17 protein-coding genes are annotated in these 22,488 nt (G+C 58.7%); 11 read left to right on the top strand and 6 right to left on the bottom strand.

Features of this window, described 5'->3' with window-relative positions:
* Positions 1-4 precede the first annotated feature (4 nt).
* Both ACODR9_RS11255 and ACODR9_RS11250 read left to right on the top strand, forming a co-directional pair.
* The gene (locus tag ACODR9_RS11255) at positions 5-1,444 is read left to right on the top strand and encodes a M20 family metallopeptidase (protein WP_488809358.1); all 1,440 of its coding nucleotides are present in this window, start codon (positions 5-7) and stop codon (positions 1,442-1,444) included.
* Positions 1,437-2,714: an MFS transporter gene (locus tag ACODR9_RS11250; RefSeq protein WP_488809357.1), complete on the top strand. Its 1,278-nt coding sequence runs from the start codon at positions 1,437-1,439 to the stop codon at positions 2,712-2,714. Before ACODR9_RS11255 ends, ACODR9_RS11250 begins: the two co-directional genes overlap by 8 nt.
* Positions 2,715-2,986: 272 nt before the next feature.
* On the opposite strand, the gene ACODR9_RS11245 is transcribed toward ACODR9_RS11250, so the two are convergent.
* Positions 2,987-3,568 (bottom strand): phosphatase PAP2 family protein, encoded by a 582-nt coding sequence (locus ACODR9_RS11245; protein ID WP_488809356.1) that lies wholly within the window; start codon positions 3,566-3,568, stop codon positions 2,987-2,989.
* A gap of 494 nt (positions 3,569-4,062) precedes the next feature.
* Here ACODR9_RS11245 and ACODR9_RS11240 point away from each other — a divergent pair, with 494 nt between their 5' ends.
* The 9 genes from ACODR9_RS11240 to tpx all read left to right on the top strand — a co-directional run bounded on the left by ACODR9_RS11240 (position 4,063) and on the right by tpx (position 15,258).
* On the top strand, positions 4,063-5,346 hold the full coding sequence (locus tag ACODR9_RS11240) for a hypothetical protein (protein WP_488809355.1): 1,284 nt from the start codon (positions 4,063-4,065) through the stop codon (positions 5,344-5,346).
* Between the two features lie 3 nt (positions 5,347-5,349).
* Positions 5,350-6,129: a hypothetical protein gene (locus ACODR9_RS11235; protein WP_488809354.1), complete on the top strand. Its 780-nt coding sequence runs from the start codon at positions 5,350-5,352 to the stop codon at positions 6,127-6,129.
* Positions 6,129-8,948 carry an ATP-binding protein gene (locus ACODR9_RS11230; RefSeq protein ID WP_488809353.1) on the top strand — a complete coding sequence of 940 codons (2,820 nt, stop codon included), beginning with the start codon at positions 6,129-6,131 and terminating at the stop codon, positions 8,946-8,948. The genes ACODR9_RS11235 and ACODR9_RS11230 overlap by 1 nt, the downstream gene beginning before the upstream one ends.
* Positions 8,949-9,022: 74 nt before the next feature.
* Positions 9,023-10,252 carry a DUF2399 domain-containing protein gene (locus tag ACODR9_RS11225; protein WP_488809352.1) on the top strand — a complete coding sequence of 410 codons (1,230 nt, stop codon included), beginning with the start codon at positions 9,023-9,025 and terminating at the stop codon, positions 10,250-10,252.
* 79 nt (positions 10,253-10,331) lie between these two features.
* Positions 10,332-11,195 (top strand): MBL fold metallo-hydrolase, encoded by an 864-nt coding sequence (locus ACODR9_RS11220; RefSeq protein WP_488809350.1) that lies wholly within the window; start codon positions 10,332-10,334, stop codon positions 11,193-11,195.
* A gap of 1,026 nt (positions 11,196-12,221) precedes the next feature.
* The gene (locus ACODR9_RS11215; protein WP_488809349.1) at positions 12,222-13,124 is read left to right on the top strand and encodes a DMT family transporter; all 903 of its coding nucleotides are present in this window, start codon (positions 12,222-12,224) and stop codon (positions 13,122-13,124) included.
* 42 nt (positions 13,125-13,166) lie between these two features.
* Positions 13,167-14,225, top strand: coding sequence for a histidinol-phosphate transaminase (gene hisC / locus ACODR9_RS11210; RefSeq protein WP_488809348.1), 1,059 nt, complete (start codon positions 13,167-13,169; stop codon positions 14,223-14,225).
* Between the two features lie 37 nt (positions 14,226-14,262).
* Complete coding sequence (locus ACODR9_RS11205; protein WP_488809347.1) at positions 14,263-14,652, top strand: carboxymuconolactone decarboxylase family protein; 390 nt, start codon at positions 14,263-14,265, stop codon at positions 14,650-14,652.
* A 108-nt stretch (positions 14,653-14,760) separates the two neighbouring features.
* A complete protein-coding gene (tpx, locus tag ACODR9_RS11200) occupies positions 14,761-15,258 on the top strand; it encodes a thiol peroxidase (RefSeq protein ID WP_159874800.1) in 498 nt (165 codons plus the stop codon).
* A gap of 95 nt (positions 15,259-15,353) precedes the next feature.
* Here tpx and ACODR9_RS11195 read toward each other — a convergent pair whose 3' ends face one another.
* The 5 genes from ACODR9_RS11195 to ACODR9_RS11175 form a co-directional block, all read right to left on the bottom strand.
* Positions 15,354-16,940, bottom strand: a complete 1,587-nt coding sequence (locus ACODR9_RS11195) for a methyl-accepting chemotaxis protein (RefSeq protein WP_488809345.1) — start codon at positions 16,938-16,940, stop codon at positions 15,354-15,356.
* A 180-nt stretch (positions 16,941-17,120) separates the two neighbouring features.
* A complete protein-coding gene (locus ACODR9_RS11190; RefSeq protein ID WP_488809344.1) occupies positions 17,121-20,369 on the bottom strand; it encodes an ImcF-related family protein in 3,249 nt (1,082 codons plus the stop codon).
* 30 nt (positions 20,370-20,399) lie between these two features.
* Entirely contained in the window at positions 20,400-21,089 is a 690-nt protein-coding gene (locus ACODR9_RS11185; RefSeq protein WP_488809343.1) for a hypothetical protein, read from the bottom strand.
* A 173-nt stretch (positions 21,090-21,262) separates the two neighbouring features.
* Entirely contained in the window at positions 21,263-22,018 is a 756-nt protein-coding gene (locus tag ACODR9_RS11180) for a hypothetical protein (protein WP_488809342.1), read from the bottom strand.
* Between the two features lies 1 nt (position 22,019).
* The coding region (locus ACODR9_RS11175) for a hypothetical protein (protein ID WP_488809341.1) at positions 22,020-22,488 on the bottom strand (469 nt) is incomplete at its 5' end.

Genomic DNA, 22,488 nt, shown 5'->3' with positions numbered 1-22,488 from the left:
CCAGATGACACAGGGGCAGGCTTTGCGTAGCCAGGCCATTGATAGGGCACAGAACTATTTCGATCATGGTGGCCTGCTAAGCGATGTACAGCGGCGGGTTGCCTTTCATACCGAAAGCCAGGAGCCGGGGCAGGCGGCAACCCACATGGCGTATTTCCAGCAGGAGATCATTCCCACCTTGGAACGCATGGGCTTTCACTGCCGTCTGCTGGATAACCCGGTGGCCCCGCTGGCTCCTTTTCTGTTGGCTGAGCGGCATGAAGACAAAGCGTTGCCCACTGTGCTGAGCTACGGCCACGCGGATGTGGTGCGCGGCGATGACACACACTGGCATTCCGGACGGAGCCCCTGGTTGGTGAATGTAGAAGGTGAGCGCTGGTATGGCCGTGGCACCGCCGACAACAAGGGCCAGCATTCGATCAACCTGGCGGCGCTGGAGGCCGTACTGCAAACCCGTGGCGGTCAGTTGGGCTTTAACTGCAAATGGCTGTTTGAAAGCGGGGAGGAAATTGGCTCTCCCGGTTTGCGGGAAATTTGCCAGTCAGAGCAGTTGGCCTTGCAGGCGGATGTGTTTATTGCCTCGGACGGGCCACGGGTAAGTGCCATGCGACCAACGCTGTTTCTGGGTTCGCGTGGCAGTGTACTGCTGGAACTGCAGCTGCTGTTGCGCAAGAGCGGACATCATTCCGGTAATTGGGGTGGGGCCCTGCGCAATCCTGCCGTGGTGCTGTCCCATGCGCTTGCTAGCCTGGTCAGTGTACATGGGGTGATCAAGGTGGAGGGCTTGCGACCACCGCCGTTGAGTGCTGCGGTGCGCGACGCACTATCCGGCCTGACACTGGCTGGCGAAGCAAACAGTCCAGCGGTGGATGCCGACTGGGGCGAGCCGGGGCTGAGTCCGCTGGAGCGTGTGATCGGCTGGAATACGCTGGAAGTGCTGGCACTGCAGGCTGGCAATGCACACAAGCCGGTGAATGCCATTCCGCCCATGGCCAAGGCGGTGTGCCAGCTGCGCTTTGTGGTGGGAACCGACTGGCGCCATACGCGGCAGCACATCGAGTCACATCTGCAGCAGCATGGGCTGGAGCAAGTGCAGGTGCGTGTTTTGTCCAGTTCTGCGGCCACCCGGCTGGCACTGGACAATCCCTGGGTGCAGTGGGCGCTGGATTCCATACAAGGCAGTACCGGCCAGTCTGCCGCCTTGCTGCCCAATCTGGGCGGCACCGTTCCCAACGATGCCTTTGCCGACATTCTAGGCTTACCCACGCTGTGGCTGCCGCACTCCTATCCCGGCTGTGCACAACATGCGCCTAATGAACACCTGCTGGCCCCGGTGGCGCGTGAGGCGCTGGGCTTGATGGCTGGTATCTGGTGGGATCTGGGTGCAGCGGGCAGCCAGGTCTGTGCACAAGCGGCGGCACACGCAGGAGAACATCATGTCTGAACGTAAACCGCTTAGCCTGACGCAAATTGTGCTGGCAACTTCCATCGGTAATGCGCTGGAATGGTTCGACATTGCTATCTATGCATTTTTTGCCGTTTACATTGCCCACAACTTTTTTCCGGCAGGTAACGAAACCGCTTCCATGCTGCTGACTTTTGGCTCGTTTGGCGCATCGTATCTGGTCAGGCCATTGGGTGGGGTGGTGCTGGGCAGCTATGCCGATCGCCATGGCCGCAAGGCGGCGCTGATACTGACGGTGAGCCTGATGATGGTGGGCACCGCCATCATCGCGGTGCTGCCCGGTTATGCACAGATCGGTATTGCCGCGCCCATCGGCATTTTTCTGGCGCGGCTGATTCAGGGCTTTTCCGCCGGAGGCGAGTTTGGCGCGTCCACCGCCATGCTGATTGAACATGCACCGCACCGTCGTGGTTTTCTGGCCAGCTGGCAGTTTGCCACTCAGGGTCTGTCCACCTTGCTGGCATCTTTGTTTGGCTATGGGCTGGTCAAGCTGCTGACGCAGGAGGAACTGATGGCCTGGGGCTGGCGCATTCCCTTCTTCTTTGGTTTGCTGATTGGCCCGGCTGGTTTATTGATGCGGCGCTATCTGGACGATGCGCCCAGCTTCAAGGAGGCCGTACACACCGCCACCCCGGTGCGGGATGTGTTGCAGAGCCAAAAAGGCATGGTGCTGGCTGCCATTGGGGTCATCACGGTATCTACCGCCGTCAACTACATGCTGCAATACGTGCCCACCTTTGCCGTGCGTCAGCTGAAGATGGATGCCGCCACCGGTTTTGCCGCCAGCATGCTGGCCGGGGTCATTCTTACGGTGGTGACGCCATTCTCCGGTTTGCTATCGGACAAGATTGGCCGCATGAAGCAAATGGCGGTGGCCGGGTTGTTGTTTGCCCTCACCATTTACCCGGTGTTTTGGTATGTGTCGCTGAGCGGCAGTGCCTGGGCGCTGTATGTGCTGGTGGGCTGGCTGGCCTTGCTTAAGTCCATTTACTTTGGTGCCTTGCCTGCGCTGATGTCGGAAATCTTTCCACCTGCTACCCGCGCCACCGGCATGGCCATTGGCTACAACGTGGGCGTGACGGTGTTTGGCGGCTTTGCCCCGGCCATCATCGTGTGGCTGATCAGCGCCACCGGCAGCAATAATGCCCCCAGCTTTTACCTGATGTTCACCACCCTGATCAGCCTGGTGGCGCTGGCCTATATCGCGCAAAGCCGACGCCCACCGCAAGTACAGCAGCATCCCGCTTAACACAGGTTGGCACGGTGGCTTGCCACCGTGCCAACCAGAGGGCATGCACCAGGCACCGTCGGTTGCACAAGGAAATAGCTGCGAGCGAGGCTTACCTTGAAACAGATGGAGATTTTAGGTATTAGCCAGCGCGGTGGGTAATGCAAGGCATTAAATCATCCGGCGGAGCCGCGCGGGTTTCTTTCTGAAGATCAACGCAGTGTTTCCCGGTATTGGGTAAAGCGCCGTAAATACGGCATAAGCTATAAAGCACCGTGACGAGAAAAAGCACGCTAATTGGCAATATAAAATACACCCCAACCCAAGGCAGCACCTGTCGGCAAGTCAATGAGATAGTGCTGCTTAGTGAAAATGCAGCTTAGCGCGATCAGGATTGGAAACAGCAAGCTCCATAGTCCGATATAAGGCATGGCGTAGAGTGCGGTTAGCATAGCCACCGAGGTGTGCATGCTGGGAAAACAGTTGGATGATTTATCGTATTTCTGCACGAAGCGCAGAAATCTAACCGAAAGGCCCTGTTTGCCATCGTACTCGCGCCAATGAGCGGGGGTTTCTACCGGCAGCAGCAAAAAGAATACCATTTGAACCAGTAAAAGGAGAATGAATGAGGCAGCCATATAAGTGAACTCTCGGCTATCGGAAACCAGTAGATTCAGATAAATGATCGCCGGATAGTATAAAAAGCTATAAATCCACACCCACCAAGCTTGAAAGGGGATGGCTTCATCAATCAGCGAGTGATAGTGGCGCTTTTTTACCCAAGCACGGCATTGGCACCAAAAATAGAATTGATAGCAACCTACAATCAAAATAATGGATAGCAGAATATTGATACAGTAGTCAGTAATGATCATTTTTAAACTTACTCAAAAAGGATAATTTTTGGGAGGCAGCATTGTTGAAAAAAACTTTGTGGTGGTCAACTGATCGTGGCCATTTGACCAGTGCTAAGCACCGCTAACAAAACCGCGTAGAGAATCCGGGCCAAGGCGCGCCGACGCAGACAGTACAGCTAGTACGGTAAGGCGGCGCAATGCAGAAGAGGGGGGGTGTTAGCGGGTCTTACTCCCTGACCACGGCCTCTGCACTCGGGCGTAAGGCTCGCAGGTAAAAACTGCCCTTGTATGGCTAAACCGCGCCACCTGCTGTTGCTGCTGCTCCGGAATGACGCACCGGTTCAGGGGTTGGGTTAGGCTGCCGCTGGTGACCAACATCGGCAAGGCATTGCGCGCTTCACCAGCCAGCCCGGCGCAGTAGCGCGCTGCTGCGCCTATCCGGCTATATGCAACATGCGTTGACTTACCCCCGTCCGGCCTTGGACAATCCGCTTTTGCTTCTTGATGCCGGAATGTCATTGGAATCGCTCGCCGACTTTTTCCAGCCGGGCATTGCGCCGGATTCGCTGTCTGCGGTCAATCGCCTGCAACAGGCCTGGCCGTATCTGTCCGTGTTTGTCACGCTGTTTCGCGGTGGCGACGAGGAGGTGCTGATGCGCCTCTTGGTGCTGCGCGAACTGGGCAACCGCGCCGATGCGCCGCGCTGGACGCCGCAGGAAATCGCCCAGCGTTTTGCCTACCTCAACGACACCAAGCTGGCCACCATTCTGGGCCGCCTGCGTGAGGGCGAATTGCTGGTGTACGACAGCGACGGTGGGCAGTACCAATTGTCCGAAGGCGCGCGCGTGGCGCTGGCGGCACTGGCCACCTTGATTGATTTTGCCGGTGACGATGTCGAGCTGGGCTATCTCACCAGCCAGGTGGCCGCCGGGCAGGCGGTGGGACAGTTGTCCGACGATGCCCTCAAGCACCTGCTGGCGCGCTTGAACGAGCTGTATGGCGAGTTTGAAGAAGCACTGGAATCCCAATCCGAATTCCGCATCCGCGCCGCCCAGCACCGGCTGGAAGCCGTGTGGCGCTGGGTGGCCAAATCCACCGAAGTGATCCGCAGCCTCACCGCCGACGACACGCTCAGCCTGTCCGCGCTGAATCAGGCGCAGGCGGTGGCGCTGGCGCAAAGCCGCATGCTGGCGCTGGCCGGTACCTTTGAGCGCCGTCTGGCGCAGCTGGCCGCGCAGCGCGTGCATCTGGGCAGCTCCGGCCTGACTTCCACCGATATTGCCGACTGGCTGCGCCGTCAGGCGGTGGGTCAACTGGCTGATCAACTGACCGGCTGCCTGTCCATCAACCCGGAACCGGCCTTCATCGCCACGCCGGAGCTGGCCGACATGGCGGAATTCGAGCTGCTGGCCCGCGAACGCGCCAAGGCAGGCAATACCACCTTGCCCGGCAGCGTGGCCGCGCCCTTGTCCGGCGAGCTGGAAGTAGAGCGCCTGTTTGCCGCCGAAGCCATGTACGACGAACTGCTGACCCTCGGCCTGCAATTGGGCGAGAGCGGAGCCGACCACATCCCCATCCAGCAGGCGGTGCTGGCCGACAGCTACAACGAGACGGCTTACCGGCTGTCCTTGCTGTCGCTGATTGGCGATCCGGAAAGCCATGGCGATGCCAGCATCGTGGCCGCACTGGCCAAATTGCCGTTCACCCTGCACGGCGGCGAAGCCGTGATTGAACCCGAACACCCGGAGGTAGCCACGCTGTCTGATGCGCGCCTGCTTCCTCATCTGCCGAAATAAGCCATGGAACAGCAACTGAAAACCCTCACCGCCCGTCTGCTGGCGCACCGTGTGGTGCCGCGCGGCGATGCGCTGGCGCGCAAGGCGCTGCTGGACGATATTTTCCGCCAGGAGCTGGACAAGCGGCTGGCCGATGTCGGCCTGCGGCTGGTGGAGAACCCCTATGCCGAGCACATTGCCGTCGCCCTGTTGCCGGAAATGACCGAGCCGGTATTCGGCAGCGGTGAAGCCTGGCTCAACAATAATCTGGGCCTGCCGCGTGACGGCGTGGCGCTGCTGGTGATTCTGTGGGCGCTGATCATCCTGCCCAAGCGCGAACGGCAGATTGCCCGCGTGGAAGCCGGGCGCGAAAACCAGAGCGATATGTTTGGCGCACAAAAACCGCTGGAAACCGGCGAAGGGGTGTCCACCGGTGTGTCGGAAGACGCGCTGTACGCCGACTTTGGCAAGGCGCTGGGCGGGCGTACCCGCTTCAATGCCAACCTGGGTCGGCTGGTGAACCTGGGCTTTGTGGTGCGCCGTAACAAGTGGCTGGACGAAGGCCCGATGCTGGATTTGATGATCGACTACAGCCAGTTGGCCCCGCGCATTATCGAAGGCGCGCTGTCCGAGGTGCTGGGCCAGCGCCGCAGCCAGGCCGCTGACGCCCTGGCCGACAAAACCGCCAGCGCCATCGCCCAGGCGGTACAGCCCACGGTGCTGGATGATGGCTCCAGCCTGTTTGCGGATGCTGCAGGCCCCGAAGACGACGCACAAGACCCCGCGCAAGAGGAAGACCGCTGATGTTCCAGATGAAATCGGTAGAAATGGTGCACTGGGACTTCTGGCAACGGCTGGCCGTGCCGCTTGACGCGCAGATTGTCACCATCATCGGCCCCAATGGTTCGGGCAAAACCACCTTGCTGGATGCCATGCGCACCCTGCTGGCCATCAAATGCTCCGGCAAGCGCGACTACAAGCGCTATGTGCGTAACAACCGCGAGCCTTTCGCCTACTTGCGCGGCGTGGTGGACAACCCGCGTCGCCCGTCTGGCGGCCTGTATCCCACACCGTTTTTCCCCATCGTCAGCGATGCCGTGACGCTGCTGTGCCGCATCAAGAAGCAGGGTGGTGACTGGGTACGCCATTACGCCATTCTGGATGGTGATGTGCCGCTGGAACTGGCCGAAGCCCAAGCGCAATGGCTGGGGGTGCAGGAATACCGTCGTCGGCTTGAAGTGGCTGGCCTCACCCCGGCGGTGGGCGAGGTGCTGGCGCTGGAGCAGGGCGATACCGACAAGCTGACCGAATACAGCCCGCGCCAGTTGCTGGACCTGGTGTTTCAGGTATTCGGCGACAAGGACGTGCTGGACAACTACCAGCGCGCCCGCGACGAACAACGCGCCACCGAGCTGGAATTGGAAGCCCTCACCCGTCAGGAAGAAGCCCTGGAAGTGCGGGTGGAAACCATGAAAACCCGCGCCGGGCGTTATCTGGAATGGCGGCAGCTCAGCCAGACCATTAGCCGTCTGCAAGACGAAGCCTTGCCGGTACTGGCGTATCTGGATGGCAAAAACACGCTGGGCCAGACCTGGCAAAACTACCGCGCTGCCTATGGCCAGCTTAGCCGCACCCGGCGCGAACATCACGACACCCTGCAACTGGTGGCCAAGCTCAAGGCCGCCGAAGTAGCCGCTGCCGAGGCCCGCGCTGCCGCAGAGAATGCCCGAGTACAGGTGCAGGAGCAGTTCATGGCCGCCAAGGCCGAACATGCCAGCGTCAGCGGCCAGTTGAAGGAGCGCGACCGTCTGCAAGCCTTGGCCAGCCGTGAATATGGAGCCGATGCCGCCGCGCTGTCCGACAAGCTGTCCGGCTTGCGCGGCGAGGCCGAGCAACTCAAAGACGGCCTGCGTGATTTGAACCGCCAGCGTATCGACCTGAAGAACCATGTCGAGGCGCTGGAAATTGGCCGTGGCCGCTCGCCAGAAGAAGTACGCCAGTTCAAGGCCGCGCTGGACGAAGCCAATATCGGCCACGCCATGCTGTCCGACATCATCGAGGTGATGGACGCTGGCTGGCAGGGCGCGGTGGAAGCCATGCTGCGCCCTTACCGCCATGTGGTGCTGCTGGAAAATCCGCAGCAAAAGGGCGAGGCCTGGCGCTTGGGCGAAAAACTGCGCTTCCGCCACTTTGTGGTGCCGGAGCGCAGCAGCCCGCCGCCTGCGCGCAAGGGCAGCCTGCTGGAAGTGATCCGCTTTTCCGCCAATGCGCCGGACTGGCTATACCAGCAGCTGAACAAGGTCAGCCGGGTGGAAAACGCCCAGGCCGGTGCCAGTGTGGATGGCGACTGGATCACCCGCGACGGTTACTTCCGCGAGCGCCGTGGCGCGCGCCATATCGGCGTGGCCGCGCATGAGTTTGCCTTTGGCGAGGGTGCGCGCCAGTCACGCCTGCTGGCGCTGCGCGACGAACTGAAGCAGCTGAACGTGCGCATTCTGGCCGACGAAGAACGGCTGGTGACCATCACCCGCGAAGCGGCTGGCTTGGCCGAATACCTGGGCGGCATGGACGCCATCCGCCAGCTGGATAGCCGCGCCGAAGAATTTGCCGCGCTGGCCGCCCGGCTGGCCAGCCTGCAAGCACAGCAGCAAGACTTGGGCGCGCAACTGGCCGAAGCCAGCGCCACCAAGGATGCGGCAGACCATCGTTATGGCGATGCCCGGCTGGAGCACGACCGCATTTGCCAGCGCGAACAGGAAAGCCTGTCGCGCTACGACGGCAAGCGTCAGGAAGTGGAAAACAGTCGCCGCCAACTGCGTCGTTTGCTGGCCGAATTGCGCGAGTGGGCCACGCGTCTGCCGGCGGATGCCTTGGCTGCCGAGCATGTGGCCGCATTGGAAGATGAGTACGAAAGCGCCGCTGATGCGCGCCATCAACTGAATTACCTGCAAGAGCGGCTGCAAGGCGGCGAATGGGAAACCGACGAATCGGTACTGGCGCTGCGCGACAAGCTGGCCGACGACCTGGCGCAGATCGACCGCGAACGCCAGCGCCGCCAAAGCGAGGTGGACCGCTCGCGCGAACTCACCGATGACGCCCGCGCCGCCTATATGGGCAAGCTGCGCGCCACGGTGCGGGCCTATGGTGCCAATATCAAGCGCCTGGGTGAGCTGGCCGGCATCGGCGTGGACGTGGAGCTGCCGACGCTGGAAAACGACGACGCCGCGCTGGCCCAGGCCGGGCTGACGCTGCGCTTCAACTTCGACCAGAAGGGCCTGATGGGCATGAACGACGGCGAGGCCTCCGGCGGTCAGCAGGTGATGAAATCGCTGATCCTGCTGATTGGCCTGATGATGGATGAGGCCAATCCGTCGGGCTTCGTGTTTATCGACGAGCCGTTTGCTCACCTGGACATTTTCAACATCGACCGGGTGGCGGGCTTCCTCAAGGCTACCGAGGCGCAGTATCTGATCACCACGCCCAACACCCATAACATCAATATCTTTGCGCCGTCAGAACTGACGCTGGCCACCCGCAAGAAACGGCCAGGCGAGCAATGGGCACCGCCCATCCTGCAAACCCGCCGCCGCGTGGATGCGCCGCAGTCCGACTCACAAGCCTGATGTTGCTGCCGGACGGGGAAACTTGTTTCCGTCCGGCGGTCTACTCCTTTCACCCTTTACTCTGGCAGAACCCCATGTCCAGCTGGCTTGCCCGTATTTCTCCGGAACTGGTCGAACGCCTTCCCATCGGTGCACGCGGCCACCATTTGTTGCTGCAACCCACGCTTGCTCCCACACCGCTGCTGTTGCCACAAACCGACCAGGCCCTGCTGCAGCGCTGGCTGGCCTTGCGGGTGATGCGTCAGCGCTGGACTACGCTGCTGGCGCAAAGCAGCGATGCGGCCCAGGCCGAAGACTTGCTGCGTCGCCTGCTGGAGTGTGGCTGGTGTGAGGTGGAACTACATGCCGAGCCCGACCGGCTGGGGCAGTGGGAGCCGTTCTGGGTGAGCTGGCGCGAGGTGTACCAGTTGCGCAGCCTGATTGGCCTGCCGGATGCCGACGCGCGCGATGAGGTGGTGCAGCTGTGGCGCGGCTGGCAGCCGCAGAATCCGCAGCTGCAGAGCCTGGCCGACAGCCTTACCCAGCGCGTGCAATCCTCCACGCTGGAGCGGCGCTTGAAGATTGCCCAGGGGCTGGATAACTGGCTATCTGCCGGCCTGTGGGGGACAGAACGGCAGTTTTCCCAATATGCGCTGGGCCGCAGCAAGGCCTTTGGTGAGGCGGACCGGCGCTGGCTGGCTGAGTTTGGCATTGCGCTGGAAGCCTGTGGCATCTCGCGCCATACCCCGCACGTTTTCCTGTCAGGCCCGCTGGAACTCTATAGCGGTGGTCAATTGCTACTATCCGCTGCCCTGTTGCAAAGCGGGCTGGCGCTGGCACCGGAAGCCTTGCTCCAGGTAGATGCCGTACGTGGCCAGCTGCAGATGGTGCGGGTGGTGGAAAACCTTAGTGTGTTCGAAGTGCTGACCCAGCAGGCCGAAGCGGTGTTGAATATCTGGGTGCCGGGTTACCCGCACCGCCGCTGGCTGGCGGCAGTTGGCCATCTGCTGGCGCTACTGCGCTTGCCGGTGCAGGTGGCTTGTGATCTGGACCCCTCCGGTGTGGCCATTGCGCTGCAGGTGGGCGATCTGGCAGGCAAAGCAGGCTGCGCCTGGCAACCCTGGCGCATGCAGGCGGATGACCTGACGCTGGCCTGTGGCGGCCAGCCGCTAAAAGAGGATGATCAGCAGGCTCTGGCGCGGTTGGCACGCCAGCCCTTGCCACCGATGTTGGCCGACCTGTGCGCCGGTATGCTGGAGCGGCAGCTCAAGGTGGAGCAGGAGGCGCTGTTTATTGGTCATGCCGGTGACGTGACGACCAGCTAGCACCCGCTGCTGCACAATGGGTGACAATACCGAGCGCTTGCTTGATAATCATCGACATCGATCATCAAGTGGAGCGCCCATGCGTACCCTGACTTCCCTGCTTGGTAATTCCCAAAAACTGGACGGTGGTGCCATGTTCGGCAATGCACCGCGTGCCATGTGGAGCCAGTGGCTGGCTCCGGACGAGGCACATCGGGTACCGCTGGCTTGCCGTTGTTTGCTGGTGCGTGAGGACGATGGCCGCCGCATTCTGCTAGAGGCGGGGATTGGTGCTTTTTTCGCCCCGGATCTCAAGACGCGTTACGGCGTGGTGGAAGACGGCCACGTGCTGCTGGACAATCTGGCGGCAGCGGGTTGCAGCCATGAAGACATCAACGTGGTGATTCTGTCCCATCTGCACTTCGACCATGTCGGCGGCCTGCTGGCTGCCTGGGATGGCGGCCCGGCGCGGCTGCTGTATCCCAAGGCAAAGTTTGTGATCAGCCGCAGTGCCTGGCAGCGTGCCTGTACGCCACATGCGCGCGACCGCGCGTCCTTTATTCCTGAGCTGATCACGCTACTGGAAAACAGTGGCCGACTGGTGCTGACCGATGGTGAAACGCCAGACTGCCTGCCGGCGGATTACCGCTTCCACCTGAGCGACGGCCACACTCCCGGCATGCTGCTGACTGAAATTCCGCTGGAAGAGGGGCCGGTGGTGTATGCCGCCGATCTCATCCCCGGCGCGCCCTGGGTGCATGTGCCCATTACCATGGGCTACGACCGGTTCCCGGAACAGCTCACCGATGAAAAGCGCCAACTGCTGGAAAACCTGCTGGCCCGGCAAGGGCGCTTGTTTTTTACCCATGACCCGCAACACGCCATGGCCTGGGTCAACCGCGACGCCAAAGGCTGCTTCCACGCCGCAGATCATCTGCCACGGCTAACGGCACTGGCGCGCTGACTGTGGCATTTGTTTAACATTCTGGACAGCGCAACGCTGCCGCTTGCAGGCTGCAACCGTGGTTGGCCCGCACCGGGCCAGCGCATTATTCTGCATGGGGGAAGGGAGCAAGTCTTTGTATTGTTTGATCAAATAATAAGACAATACTATTGATATTTACGACTAAGTTGTTGTTTATATGATTGTATACAATATTATTTGATCAATTTGGCATGTGCATGCTGAACAAAATCATCGACAGCATCCCCTGTCCCGCTTATGCTGCTAGGCAGATTGATACTGATGCACATCGCCCGGAACGGGGTGGTGCGCCATGTTGCTTGCAACATGTTTGCAGTGTCGATGGGGAATACATCTCGTGGGGGATGTCGTTGACCGGGGCTGCGGCTCCGGTTTTTTTTTGCCTGGTCTGTGATGCAGACAAAAGACGTAGTGTCGAAACCAACAGTGATGTGATGCGCCCCAATCTCCGTGGCGCGCGGCGCGTGTTTACGTGGCGGGGCTGCCCGCCATGCCGGCGGGACTGATTTTTTTGATTAGAGGACTGACACTATCGTTCTGAATGGATGTACTAACGCCAACTGATAGAACGTTGTGAAGCTCCCTGATCCCCGTGGCGCGCGCCGGGTGTTTACGTGGCGGGGCTGCCCGCCGCGTAGGCAGGGGAGCTGCGTCGCCAGCCCCCCTGCACCCCCAGGCGACCCCGGGTTGCGCGAATTCCCGCTCTTTCCGGGCCGGGCAAGGCGCCGCCGAACTCGCCATTCGCTAACGTCGAATGGCTCAAACAGGGCGGCGGCTTAAAACCTTGCCCAATCCCGGCTACAGCCGCGCGCGCCACGGGGGAATGCTGCGTTGGCCGCGTAAATTCTTAGCGACAATATCCTGAGTCGAATATGTCGTGCATTCACCAGCCAGGTAGCGTAAAGCCAGTAAAAGCCTTGTCTGCAGCAGGCGGTTCAGTTTGATTGAAATGTTGCGCCGCAAAACAGTTGCCAGCCTTCCGTCCGGCATGGCATGGTTGAAACCATGACCTCACCGCGTTCTTCTAACTCTGCCGCTTATTGTCTGCTTACCCTGGCCGCCCTGTTCTGGGCTGGCAACTTCGTCTTGGGTCGTGCCGTCCATGCCAGCATTCCACCGCTGACCCTGGCCTTTGGCCGCTGGCTGATTGCGCTGCTGGTGTTGCTGCCGGTGGGCCTCAAGCCGCTGCTGGCGCAGCGCCAGCTGTGGCAACCGTACTGGCGGCGCATTACCCTGCTGGCCTTGCTGGGCATTGCCAGTTTCAATTCCTTGGTTTACCTGGGCCTGCAGTCCACCAGCGCCACCAATGCGGTGCTGCTTAATTCTTTCATTCCCATCCTGATTGTGCTGTTGGGTGCGCTGTTTTTCCGCCTGCCGCTTAACCGTGGCCAGTTGGCTGCCGTGCTGTTGTCCTTTGCCGGGGTGTTGCTGCTGGTGGCGCATGGTCAGCCGGCGCGCTTGCTGACGCTGGATATCAACCATGGCGATGCGCTGGTGTTCTGCGCCATGCTGGCCTGGGCGGTATACACGCTATTGCTGCGTGGCCTGCCCGCCGGGCTGGACCGGCTGGGTTTGCTCACCCTGCTGGTGGCCATCGGCCTGCTCGCCATCCTGCCCTGCTTCCTGCTGGAGTATGCTCAGGGGCGGCGTGCAGAGGTTACCCTCACTACGCTGGCCAGCTTTGCCTATGTTGGTACGCTGCCATCGGTACTGGCTTACTATTTTTACAATCTCGGGGTGGCGCGGGTTGGCGCGGCGCGGGCAGGCAGTTTCATCCACCTGATGCCGGCATTTGGTGCCGTGCTGTCCATGCTGTTGCTGGGCGAGGCCATTCATGGCTATCACCTGCTGGGAATTGCTGCCATTTTGGGTGGCGTATTGCTGTCGGCGCGCAGCGCAGGACGTTAATGTATGCAGGCTGCGCTGGGCGTAGCCGGGAAAGGTTGAATCATGAGTCGTTTCTGGAGTCCGGTGGTGCATCAGCTCACGCCTTATGTGCCGGGCGAGCAGCCCAAACTGGATACGCTGATCAAGCTCAACACCAATGAAAACCCCTACGGGCCTTCGCCCAGGGTGCTGGAGGCCATTCGTGCGGCAACAGACGACAGCCTGCGTCTGTATCCGGACCCGAGCGGCGACAAGCTGAAGGACGCCATTGCCACTTACCACGGTGTGAGCCGACCGCAGGTGTTCGTGGGTAACAGCTCGGACGAGGTGCTGGGCATTGTGTTCCAGGCCTTGCTCAAGCACGAACAGCCCTTGCTGATGCCGGATATCAGCTATGGTTTTTATCCGGTGTATTGCGGCCTGTTCGGCATTCAGGCGCAACAAGTGCCGCTGGATGACAGCCTGTCCATCCGGGTGGAGGATTACCGCCAGCCTTGCGGCGCGGTGATCCTGGCCAATCCGAATGCGCCCACCGGCCGCCTGCTGCCACTCTCGGCCATCCGCCAGTTGCTGGACGATCACCCCGACCAGGTGGTGGTGATCGACGAAGCCTATGTCGATTTTGGCGGTGAAAGTGCCATCGCGCTGGTGAATGATTATCCTAACCTGCTGGTGGTGCACACCCTGTCCAAATCGCGCTCGCTGGCCGGGCTGCGGGTGGGCTATGCGGTGGGCGATGCCACGCTGATCGAAGCGCTGGAGCGGGTGAAAAACAGCTTCAACGCCTACCCGCTGGACCGCTTGGCGCTGGCGGGGGCGGTGGCCTCGTTCGAGGATGACGACTACTTCCGTCACACCTGTCAGGCGGTAATGCGCACGCGCGCACAACTGACTACGCAATTGCAGGCGCTGGGTTTCGAGGTATTGCCGTCGGCAGCCAATTTCGTGTTTGCCCGTCATCCACAGCACGATGCCGCTATGCTGGCCAACGGTTTGCGCCAGCAGGCGGTGATCGTGCGCCACTTTACTGCGCCGCGCATCAACCAGTACCTGCGCATCAGCATTGGTACCGATGCCGAATGCGCACGGCTGGTACAAGTGCTGGGCAGCCTGCTGTCCTGAGCATCCGACTTCATCCCAAGCCCGTAAAGGAGCAGACATGAGCGAGCAAGACCGCGCCGCCGGCAAGGCCCGCCGCACCCAGGTAATGGGTGAGGCCTTTGTCGAGCGTGCCATGAGCAATCTGGATGGTTTTTCCGCCCCCTTGCAGGACTGGCTGAACGAACATGCCTGGGGCAGCACCTGGCAGCGCGAGGGGCTGGATCTGAAAACCCGCAGCCTTGTCACCTGCGCCATGCTGGCGGCGCTGGGCCGCAGCACCGAGCTGAAAGGCCATGTGCATGGTGCCATCAATAATGGCGCCAGCCTGGTGGAAATCCGTGAGGTGCTGCTGCACAGCGCGGTGTATGGCGGCGCACCGGCGGCGGTAGAAGCTTTCCGCAGCGCGCGCGAAGTACTGAACGAGCTGGGACTTAAGCTGGAAGAATAGGCGGATTGGCGTCAGGGTTGATTTTCTGCCGCCAGGCCCCACACTGAGTGCATCCCCACCCCGGCGGCCAGTCACTGCATTGGCCGCTCTTGCTTGAAGGACATGAAGATGGCATCTGTAACTCTGCGCGGCAACCCGGTTGAAGTGGCTGGCACTCTGCCGGTGAAGGGCGACAAGGCCCCGGCCCTGACGCTGACCAATGGCGATCTGGCCGACGTGACCCTGGCCGATTTTGCCGGCAAAAAGAAAATCGTCAATATCTTTCCCAGCGTGGACACCCCGACTTGCGCCACCTCGGTACGCAAGTTCAACGAAAAAGCCGCTGGCAAGGCTGACACCGTAGTTCTGTGCGTCTCCGCCGACCTGCCGTTTGCGCAAAAGCGCTTCTGCGGTGCCGAAGGTATTGAAAACGTGGTAAACCTGTCCACCTTCCGCAATGCCGACTTCCTGCAAGCCTGGGGCGTGAAGCTGGCTTCCGGCCCGCTGGCTGGCCTGACTGCCCGCGCCGTGGTGGTACTGGATGCCGACAACACCGTGTTGCATAGCGAGCTGGTTGCCGAAATCGGCAGCGAACCCAACTACGACGCCGCTTTGGCCGTGCTGTAAGTCACCGCTAGTTGCGGATAGGTAAAAACGGCAGCCCCTGGCTGCCGTTTTGTTTGGCCCGGCGCGTCCGTGCCTGGGCGTGCTGGTGTTGTGTCTTAGTGCGGCTGCAGCCGGAACCAGCTGAGTGCCTGTGTCAGTACCCCAGCCGATTCGGCCAGCTGGCGCATCACCGGATTGGCATCGCGCATCTGCTCGTCGATGCTGCTGGCCAGGTGGGCCAGTTCAAAACCATGCTGGCGAATGCTGTTGCCAGCCTCGCTCTGTTGCTGGCGCACCTGGCTGATCTGCCCCATCAACTGGTCCAGCTCGGCCAGCGATTGGTCCACGCCAGACAGGGCCGCGTCCAGCGCCTGCTGGGCATGCTGGTTGTCATGACTGGCCTTGCCAGCGGTATCAATGGCATCGCCCAGCGACTGTTTGACCGTTTCCACCTTGGCCAGGCAGTCGAAGATGCGCGAAGTGGCGCTGGCGGTGCGCTCGGACAGCTTGCGTACCTCATCGGCCACCACAGCAAAGCCACGGCCCTGTTCACCAGCACGGGCAGCCTCAATCGCGGCATTGAGCGCCAGCAGATTGGTTTGGTCGGCCACATCGCGAATCAGCGTGCTGATCTGGGCAATGTCGCCAATCGACTGGTTCAGCTGCTGCATTTCCTGCATGGCCGAATCAATACGTCCGGCCAGGTCCTGCATGGCGCTGGCATTGGCACTGCCCAACTGGCGCGCTTGCTCGGTGCGCTGCAAGGCCTGTTGCGAGCCAGCCTCGGCCTGGGCGATGAACTGCGCCACGCAGTCGGCCTGGCTGGCAATCTGTGCCGCCGCTTCGTTGCTCAGATTGGCCTTGCCGCTTTGCAGACGGCTGGCATCGGCGGCCTGGCTGGTAATCAATTGCAGCTGCTGGCTGTCGCGCTGGTTGCGGCTGGCGTGTTGATGCACATTGGCCAGTAGTTCGTTCAGCCGCTCCAGAAAACGGTTAATGCGGGCTGCCATTTGCGCCAGCTCATCTTGCCCCTGTTCCGGCAGGCGTGCCGCCAGATTGCCTTCACTCAGCGCATCCACTGCCCGCCCCATGGCTGCCATCTGCAGCTTTAGGCGGCGTGCCAGCGCCAACTGGATCAGCACGACGGCTACGCTGGCCAGCAGCAGCGGCCCCAGGATGAAAAAGGCCAGTTGCTGCAGCATGGCATGCATGGCGGATTCTTCCGCTGCCTGGCTGTGGCTGGCCTGGGCCAGCTGCTTATCCAGCAGCGCCACCAGCGGCACCAGGCTTTGCTGATAGGCCTGTTCGGGAATCGACAAGGCGTCCTGAGGTGCACTTTCGGCAATCGTCAGTGCGCTTTCCAGGTTGCGGGTGTATTGCTGCCACAGTGCATTGCTTTGCTCCTGAAACGGCTTGGCTTCGGCCTCTGGCAGGGCGGTGGCAATCTGGCCGCTTAGCTGTTGCACTTGCTGTTTGACCTGTTGCAGATGCTTGGCCGTTTCCGGCTGCAAGGGGTCGGCACGCGACAGGCTGAGTACGCTGGCTTTGAACTGGTAAAGATTGGCCGACAGCTGCTGATGCTGGCTGTAGTCGTCCACATGCCGGGTAAGGGAGAACAATTGCTGACTGGTAACGGCCAGCACAATTAGCAGACTTGCCACGGTAAACAGGATGGTCAGCCATAAACGCTTGATAAGAGACATGATTGCAGCTTCTGCACAATAGATGCTGCGCAGTGTAGACCCCGTGAATGACAGTTCCATGACATGACTTAATGCCAAGTGCTTAGAATTGCCGATGAAATTGCGGCATCATTTACAAGCAGGTCTTGGTAATCCGGCGCGCGCTCTGCCGCGCCGTATTGCTGTGGCCGGTTCATTCCCTCAGCGTGTGGCGCTGATGTTTTCTTTGGCGGCAGTTGAGGGTGCGGGCAAGGCAAACACCCGTGACGGCAGCTTGAACTGCAACAGCTTGAGCAAGGCCAGTGGCCCCTCGCCAGCGTTGGTACGCAGGATATAACGTGCGGTCAAACCATCTGGCAGGGCAAAGTCCAGTTGAAAGCGTGCTTTGTCCAGTTGCACCACCTTGGCTTTTTCCAGCAAGCGGATGAAAGCCCAGCTGCCGCTGAATTCCAGCGTTTGCCGGGTGCCGGTTGCCAGCGACAGCCACTGCAAATACGTGCCACCGGGCTGCCCGGTTTGCGGCCAATGCATGGCAAGCCAGGCCTCGTGCTGGTTGAAGTACTTCAATGCCTGGCCATCAATCATCAGCGTGGTTTCGGCCAGGCCCGGCATGGCAACCGGGCGCAGCTCAAACGGATAAGCGGCATCGCCTTCGGCATACAGCAGGCTGGACAGGCGGCTCAGTGCATTCACCGCATTAAGGAAATCGGCATCAAAGGGTGCGGCATTCTGCAAGGTGGGGCTGGGCAGCCACTGGTCGCCTTCCTGCACCAGCGCACCGGCCAGTGTATTCCCCAGAAAGCGGGCAATCGCGCCTTGTTCCGGGGCCAGAAAGCCGGTCAGCACCGGAATGGAGCTGTCGTTATCGCTGGCATTGAAGGGAAAGCGCCCGGCCAGCTGACTCCCCCAGGGCAGGTAGATGCTACGGCGCCACAAATCGTTGATGTCAAACGCCGCTGGCAGCATCACCACCTGATTGGCACTATCCAGCGGGCTGACAAACAGCTGCTGGGCAAAGCCGGCCCATTCTGCGCCCAGGCTGGCAGCCAGCATGGCCGCGTACTCCTGGCCATGGGCCAGCGCATTCTGTTCGCCTTTGAACAGCGCCTGTGCCAACTGGCGGGATGCGGCATCGGGATTGGGCGAAGCTGCCAGTTGTTGCAGCTTCAACCGCACCGAGGTGACGGATTCCAGATAGCGCGCCAGGCTGATCGTGTGGCTGGTTTGTGCATCATCCGGCGCAGTCAGCCGCAACAAGGGGCCAAAGGCACGGGCCAGCGGGTCGGAAGGCTTTGTCTCCTGCTTGGCCGCCTTGTCGCCGGACTTGCCCACCAGTGCGCGGGTTTTGTCCAGCAAGTCACTGGCCAGGGATTTTTCCGCCGCGCCAGCCTGCCCCTGATACTGGATCATGCTCATCAAGGCCAGCAGCGGCGAGCGTTGCGGGTCGGCATAAGTGCTTAATTGCTCTACGGTGCTGGACAGGTTGTTGGCAGATTGCCAGCGCAGTCCGTTCAGCCAGCGTTGCCAGGCGGCGGCGTAGTCATTGAAATAACGCTGCTGCAAGCGGGTTTTAAGCAGGCTGCCTTCACTGCGCGCAGCTTCTGCCCCCATCACCCATAGCGCCTCGCCGCCTTGTTTCGGGTCGGCATGTTCGATGGCGGTGCGGACATGGCCTTCCCATGCTTCGCGGGTATAGGCACCGGGCAGGGTGCCGGGCAGCAGGAATAAACCACGGCTATCCACCCCCGGCAGCAGGCTGCTGGCAGTACGGGCCGGATATTTGTCGGCAGCCTGTTGCAGGATGGACTGGTAAATCGTTTCGTCTCCATGCTCCACGCCATTGAGGCCAAGCAGTGTCTGGCGCGCACCTGTTACGACCGTTGGCAAGGCTGCCAGCTTCCACTCCGGGTGTGCTGCCAGATGCTGCGCATAAAAGCGCATGATGTCTGCTTGCGGCTGGCCGTTGAAGCCACTGCGCAGGCCTAGCTGATCAGACAGGAATACCGCCTGCGTGCGCGACGGCGTGTCCAGCATCAAATAGGCTTTCAGGCTGTCAAACCCCACCTTGCTGGCCAGCGCAATCGCCTCGCCCCCGCCGGACAGGGGCAGCTTGTTCAGCTCAAGCAAAACGCGCTGGATATCCTGTTGCGCAGGCGCAATCACCCACTGCCGGGCGGCCTTGCCGTAAGCCGCAAATAGCGGTGCCTGCACCCTGTCATTCAGGTTCAAGCCAAAGCGCGACAGCAGTGGTAATCCTGCTTTTGCTTGCTGTGACAGCTGCTGCAATAGCTGTTGGCTGCTCAGCAAGGCTGGCACGGCCTGCCTGATGGTGCGGGCGGCATTCAGCTGCGCAATGCGGGCCTGGGCATCCCCCACCAGGGTGTGATTGCGCACGGCGGACACCCCCACACCTGCAGCCAGCAGCAGCGACAGGACAAACACAAGCCAGCCGATGCAGTCGGTCAGCGTAAGACGATGGCGGCGCGGCGCACTCTGCACGCAATCCTCCACCACATGGCCTGCAATATGCGATAAGTCAGAACCGGCAATCCACGCCAGGCGAATGATGTGCTGCCCGTCTGGCAGGTGGCGGCTGATCTGCGCCAGGGATTCGGCCAGATCATTAATCACGCCGGGTTGTTCCAGCGCAGCGGAAAAGGCCAGCGTGCCCGGGCCTTGATGCGCCAGCAAGGCTGCCTGGCCGTCAATGGCGCTCTGCCAGACCAGCTGGCGTAAGTCGGCCCGCGTTTGTGCCGCATCGCCGGGTTGGGTCAACAGGCAGGAAATGCCCTGCTCCGGCACCGTCCAGCCAGTAAGTGCAAGGCAAACCGGTAGCCGCCACTGACAGCGTGCATTCAAATCCAGCAGCTGTTGCAGCTGTACGCTCCCGGTTTTCGGCAATGCGTCCGCCACCAGGGTGACGGCATCCAGCGGCACACGCCAACGGCCACGCAAACGGGACAGCAGCTTTGCTGGCTGTTCCGGAGTGATACGCAGCAGCAAGGCATCCGGGCTATCCCGCCAGAGCGGTGCCGGGGCCAGGTCGACATCCGCCAGGCTGGACATCGCCTTCTGCGGCAACAGCGTTGCCACCCATGGCTTGATGCTGCGCCACTTGCCCGGGTACTGATGGCGCATGTATTGCAAGACGGAATCCAGGCTGGCCGAGGTGCCATCCAACCCGGTGTTGGCACGGTTCAAGCGTGGTGCCGCCAGTGCGGCAGGCCCCCGGATCAGCAGCAATAACCAGACAAACACCGCCAGGGTTGGCAGTAACACCGCCCAGAAGAAAAGGCTGGTTTGCAACAAGAAGCCATCCGTCGGCCCCTGAACAAGCGTTTTGCCATACAACCAAACCAGCAACAGCGCCAGCGCGCCAATTGCAAACAGGATGAGAGGTATCCAGTAAACGCGGCGTGGGGTAGGGGAGGCGGTTGGCAGGCTGGTCATGGGGCTATGTCCTTTGCTTATAAAAATATTTCATTTCAACTGCGGAAATAACGATCGGCATTTTTTATTGCTATCAGGGCCGTTAAAAATAACCTGCTTCCAGTGCGTGGTTTCAAATACACCAGGGTAGGCACCTTTCTTGCAGGAAATGGCGCTGGATTTCAATGCGAGATATTTTCCATCTGGTGAGAAAAATGCCTTGTCAGTGCTAAGGGCATTGACAAATGAATGTTTATCTAATTCTATCGAGTCTGTGCAGGTTTTATTATAAAATGGCTTTCTTTTGATTGTAATAATTCTGTATAAATCTTTCATATCTACCAGTGCAGCCATGAACGTAAATTTTTCACTTCTTTCAGGTGCATATGGCCACCCAAATAAAGGGTCTACATATAAAACTATTAGATTTTTTTGCTCGTTGATGTCTTCAATATTATAATAATCAGGATCAATATTTAATTGACCGATTGTGTCTGTGTTTAAATTGCAATATTTGATATCTCTCCAATTTAAAAATAGTTCATTGTTTAAAATAACAAATTTTTTGTCGGATGATATTTTTGCAGAAGTCAAAAATATTGTCTTGGGGAATGTGCAAACATTTCCATTGTGAATGATATTCAGATTGACATCTTCTCCGGAAGATAACTCAGTTTTTTTTAAAATCAAAGTATCTAGACCGTCAATAGAAATGGTTGCTGCATGAGAAATATTAATCAAAGCACAATGTATTGCTAACAAAAAAATGATTTAATAAGTCGAAATGCATCATGCATTTTATTTCTCCTTGAGCGCAAGGCCAAATTTCTTGGCATATATTTCCGCTTTAAAATTTTTTGGTGCGTCGATGGCGTCCCGATTTCGTGCAGGGTATATTTATATGAAAATTTACGTCACTTCAGTTGTGGAAATAATGCCCGGCATTTTTTATTGCTATCAGGGCCATTAAAAATTACCTGCTTCCAGTGCGTGGTTTCAAATACGCCAGGGTAGGCGCCTTTCTTGCAAGAGATGGCGCTGGATTTTAATGCGAGATATTTTCCATTTGGTGAGAAAAATGCCTTGTCATTATATCCTGCAAAAAGAGAACGATCTAAATCTACATTGGAAGTTCTATCGTATGAGAAAAATTGTTTTTGATTTATTTTTAATGGATTTGGAAGGGTTCCATATCCATTTATTGCTTCATTCGCAACCACTCCCACAAGATAATAAAACTTACTTTTCTTTTCATGTGCCATGCCGAAGGAGGGTTCAATATATAGTGCAATTAAATTGCGCATTTCATTGATGTCTTCAATCTCAAAGCTATATGAAATAACCGATGCATATTTAACTAGATCTTCTTCTTTGTTGCATTTTTTAATATCTTCTAGATTGAGAAAAATTATGCCGTTTACAATAAGAAATTTCCCATCTGATGATGTTTTTGCATAAGTTAATTGCATTGTGCGTCCTGTGTCACATTGTATATTGTTGTGAAATATAATCAATGGATTGTCGCGCTTGGTATCTTCCTCTATTTTTGTGATAATTATTTTATCGGAACCCTCTGTATAGATAGTTCCAGCCTTTGTGATGTTGAAAATATTAATACTAATTAGCAATATTGTAATTTTTTTCAAAATGTAGCGATTTAATTGATGCATTTTATTTCTCCTTGAGTGCAAAGCCAAATCTCTTGGCGTATATATCCGCTTTAAAATATTTTGGCACGTCGATAGTATCTCCGATGATGTAATTGACACGATATGTATGCGCTTGTCTATTTGCTAATCCGTTAGTCTCGCCATTGATTGCACGGGTAACTGCTTCTATTGTATTGTCGTTGACAGTATTCATGACTGGCTTTGTTTTTGATCTGGAGCACGCTAAATAGAAGCCACCGCTATCGATGCAGTAATGTGGGTTTGTTGAAATGATCTCTGGGTTGTCAATAGAAGGCACCTGCTTCGTCATTGCGCCCTTGTTCTTGGATATATATCCAGGATCCTTATGCCAATCCAGCTGTTCTCGCTTTAATTTTAACCATCCCATAAATACCCAATAATCGACATAGTTGGATAAAAATGTTAGTTGCTTAAAGCCCCGACCTCTGAATTTTTGCGCATCGTCACCA

The organism is Aquitalea sp. FG25, assembly GCF_057809375.1.
This window is presented reverse-complemented; position numbering and strand designations above follow the sequence as displayed.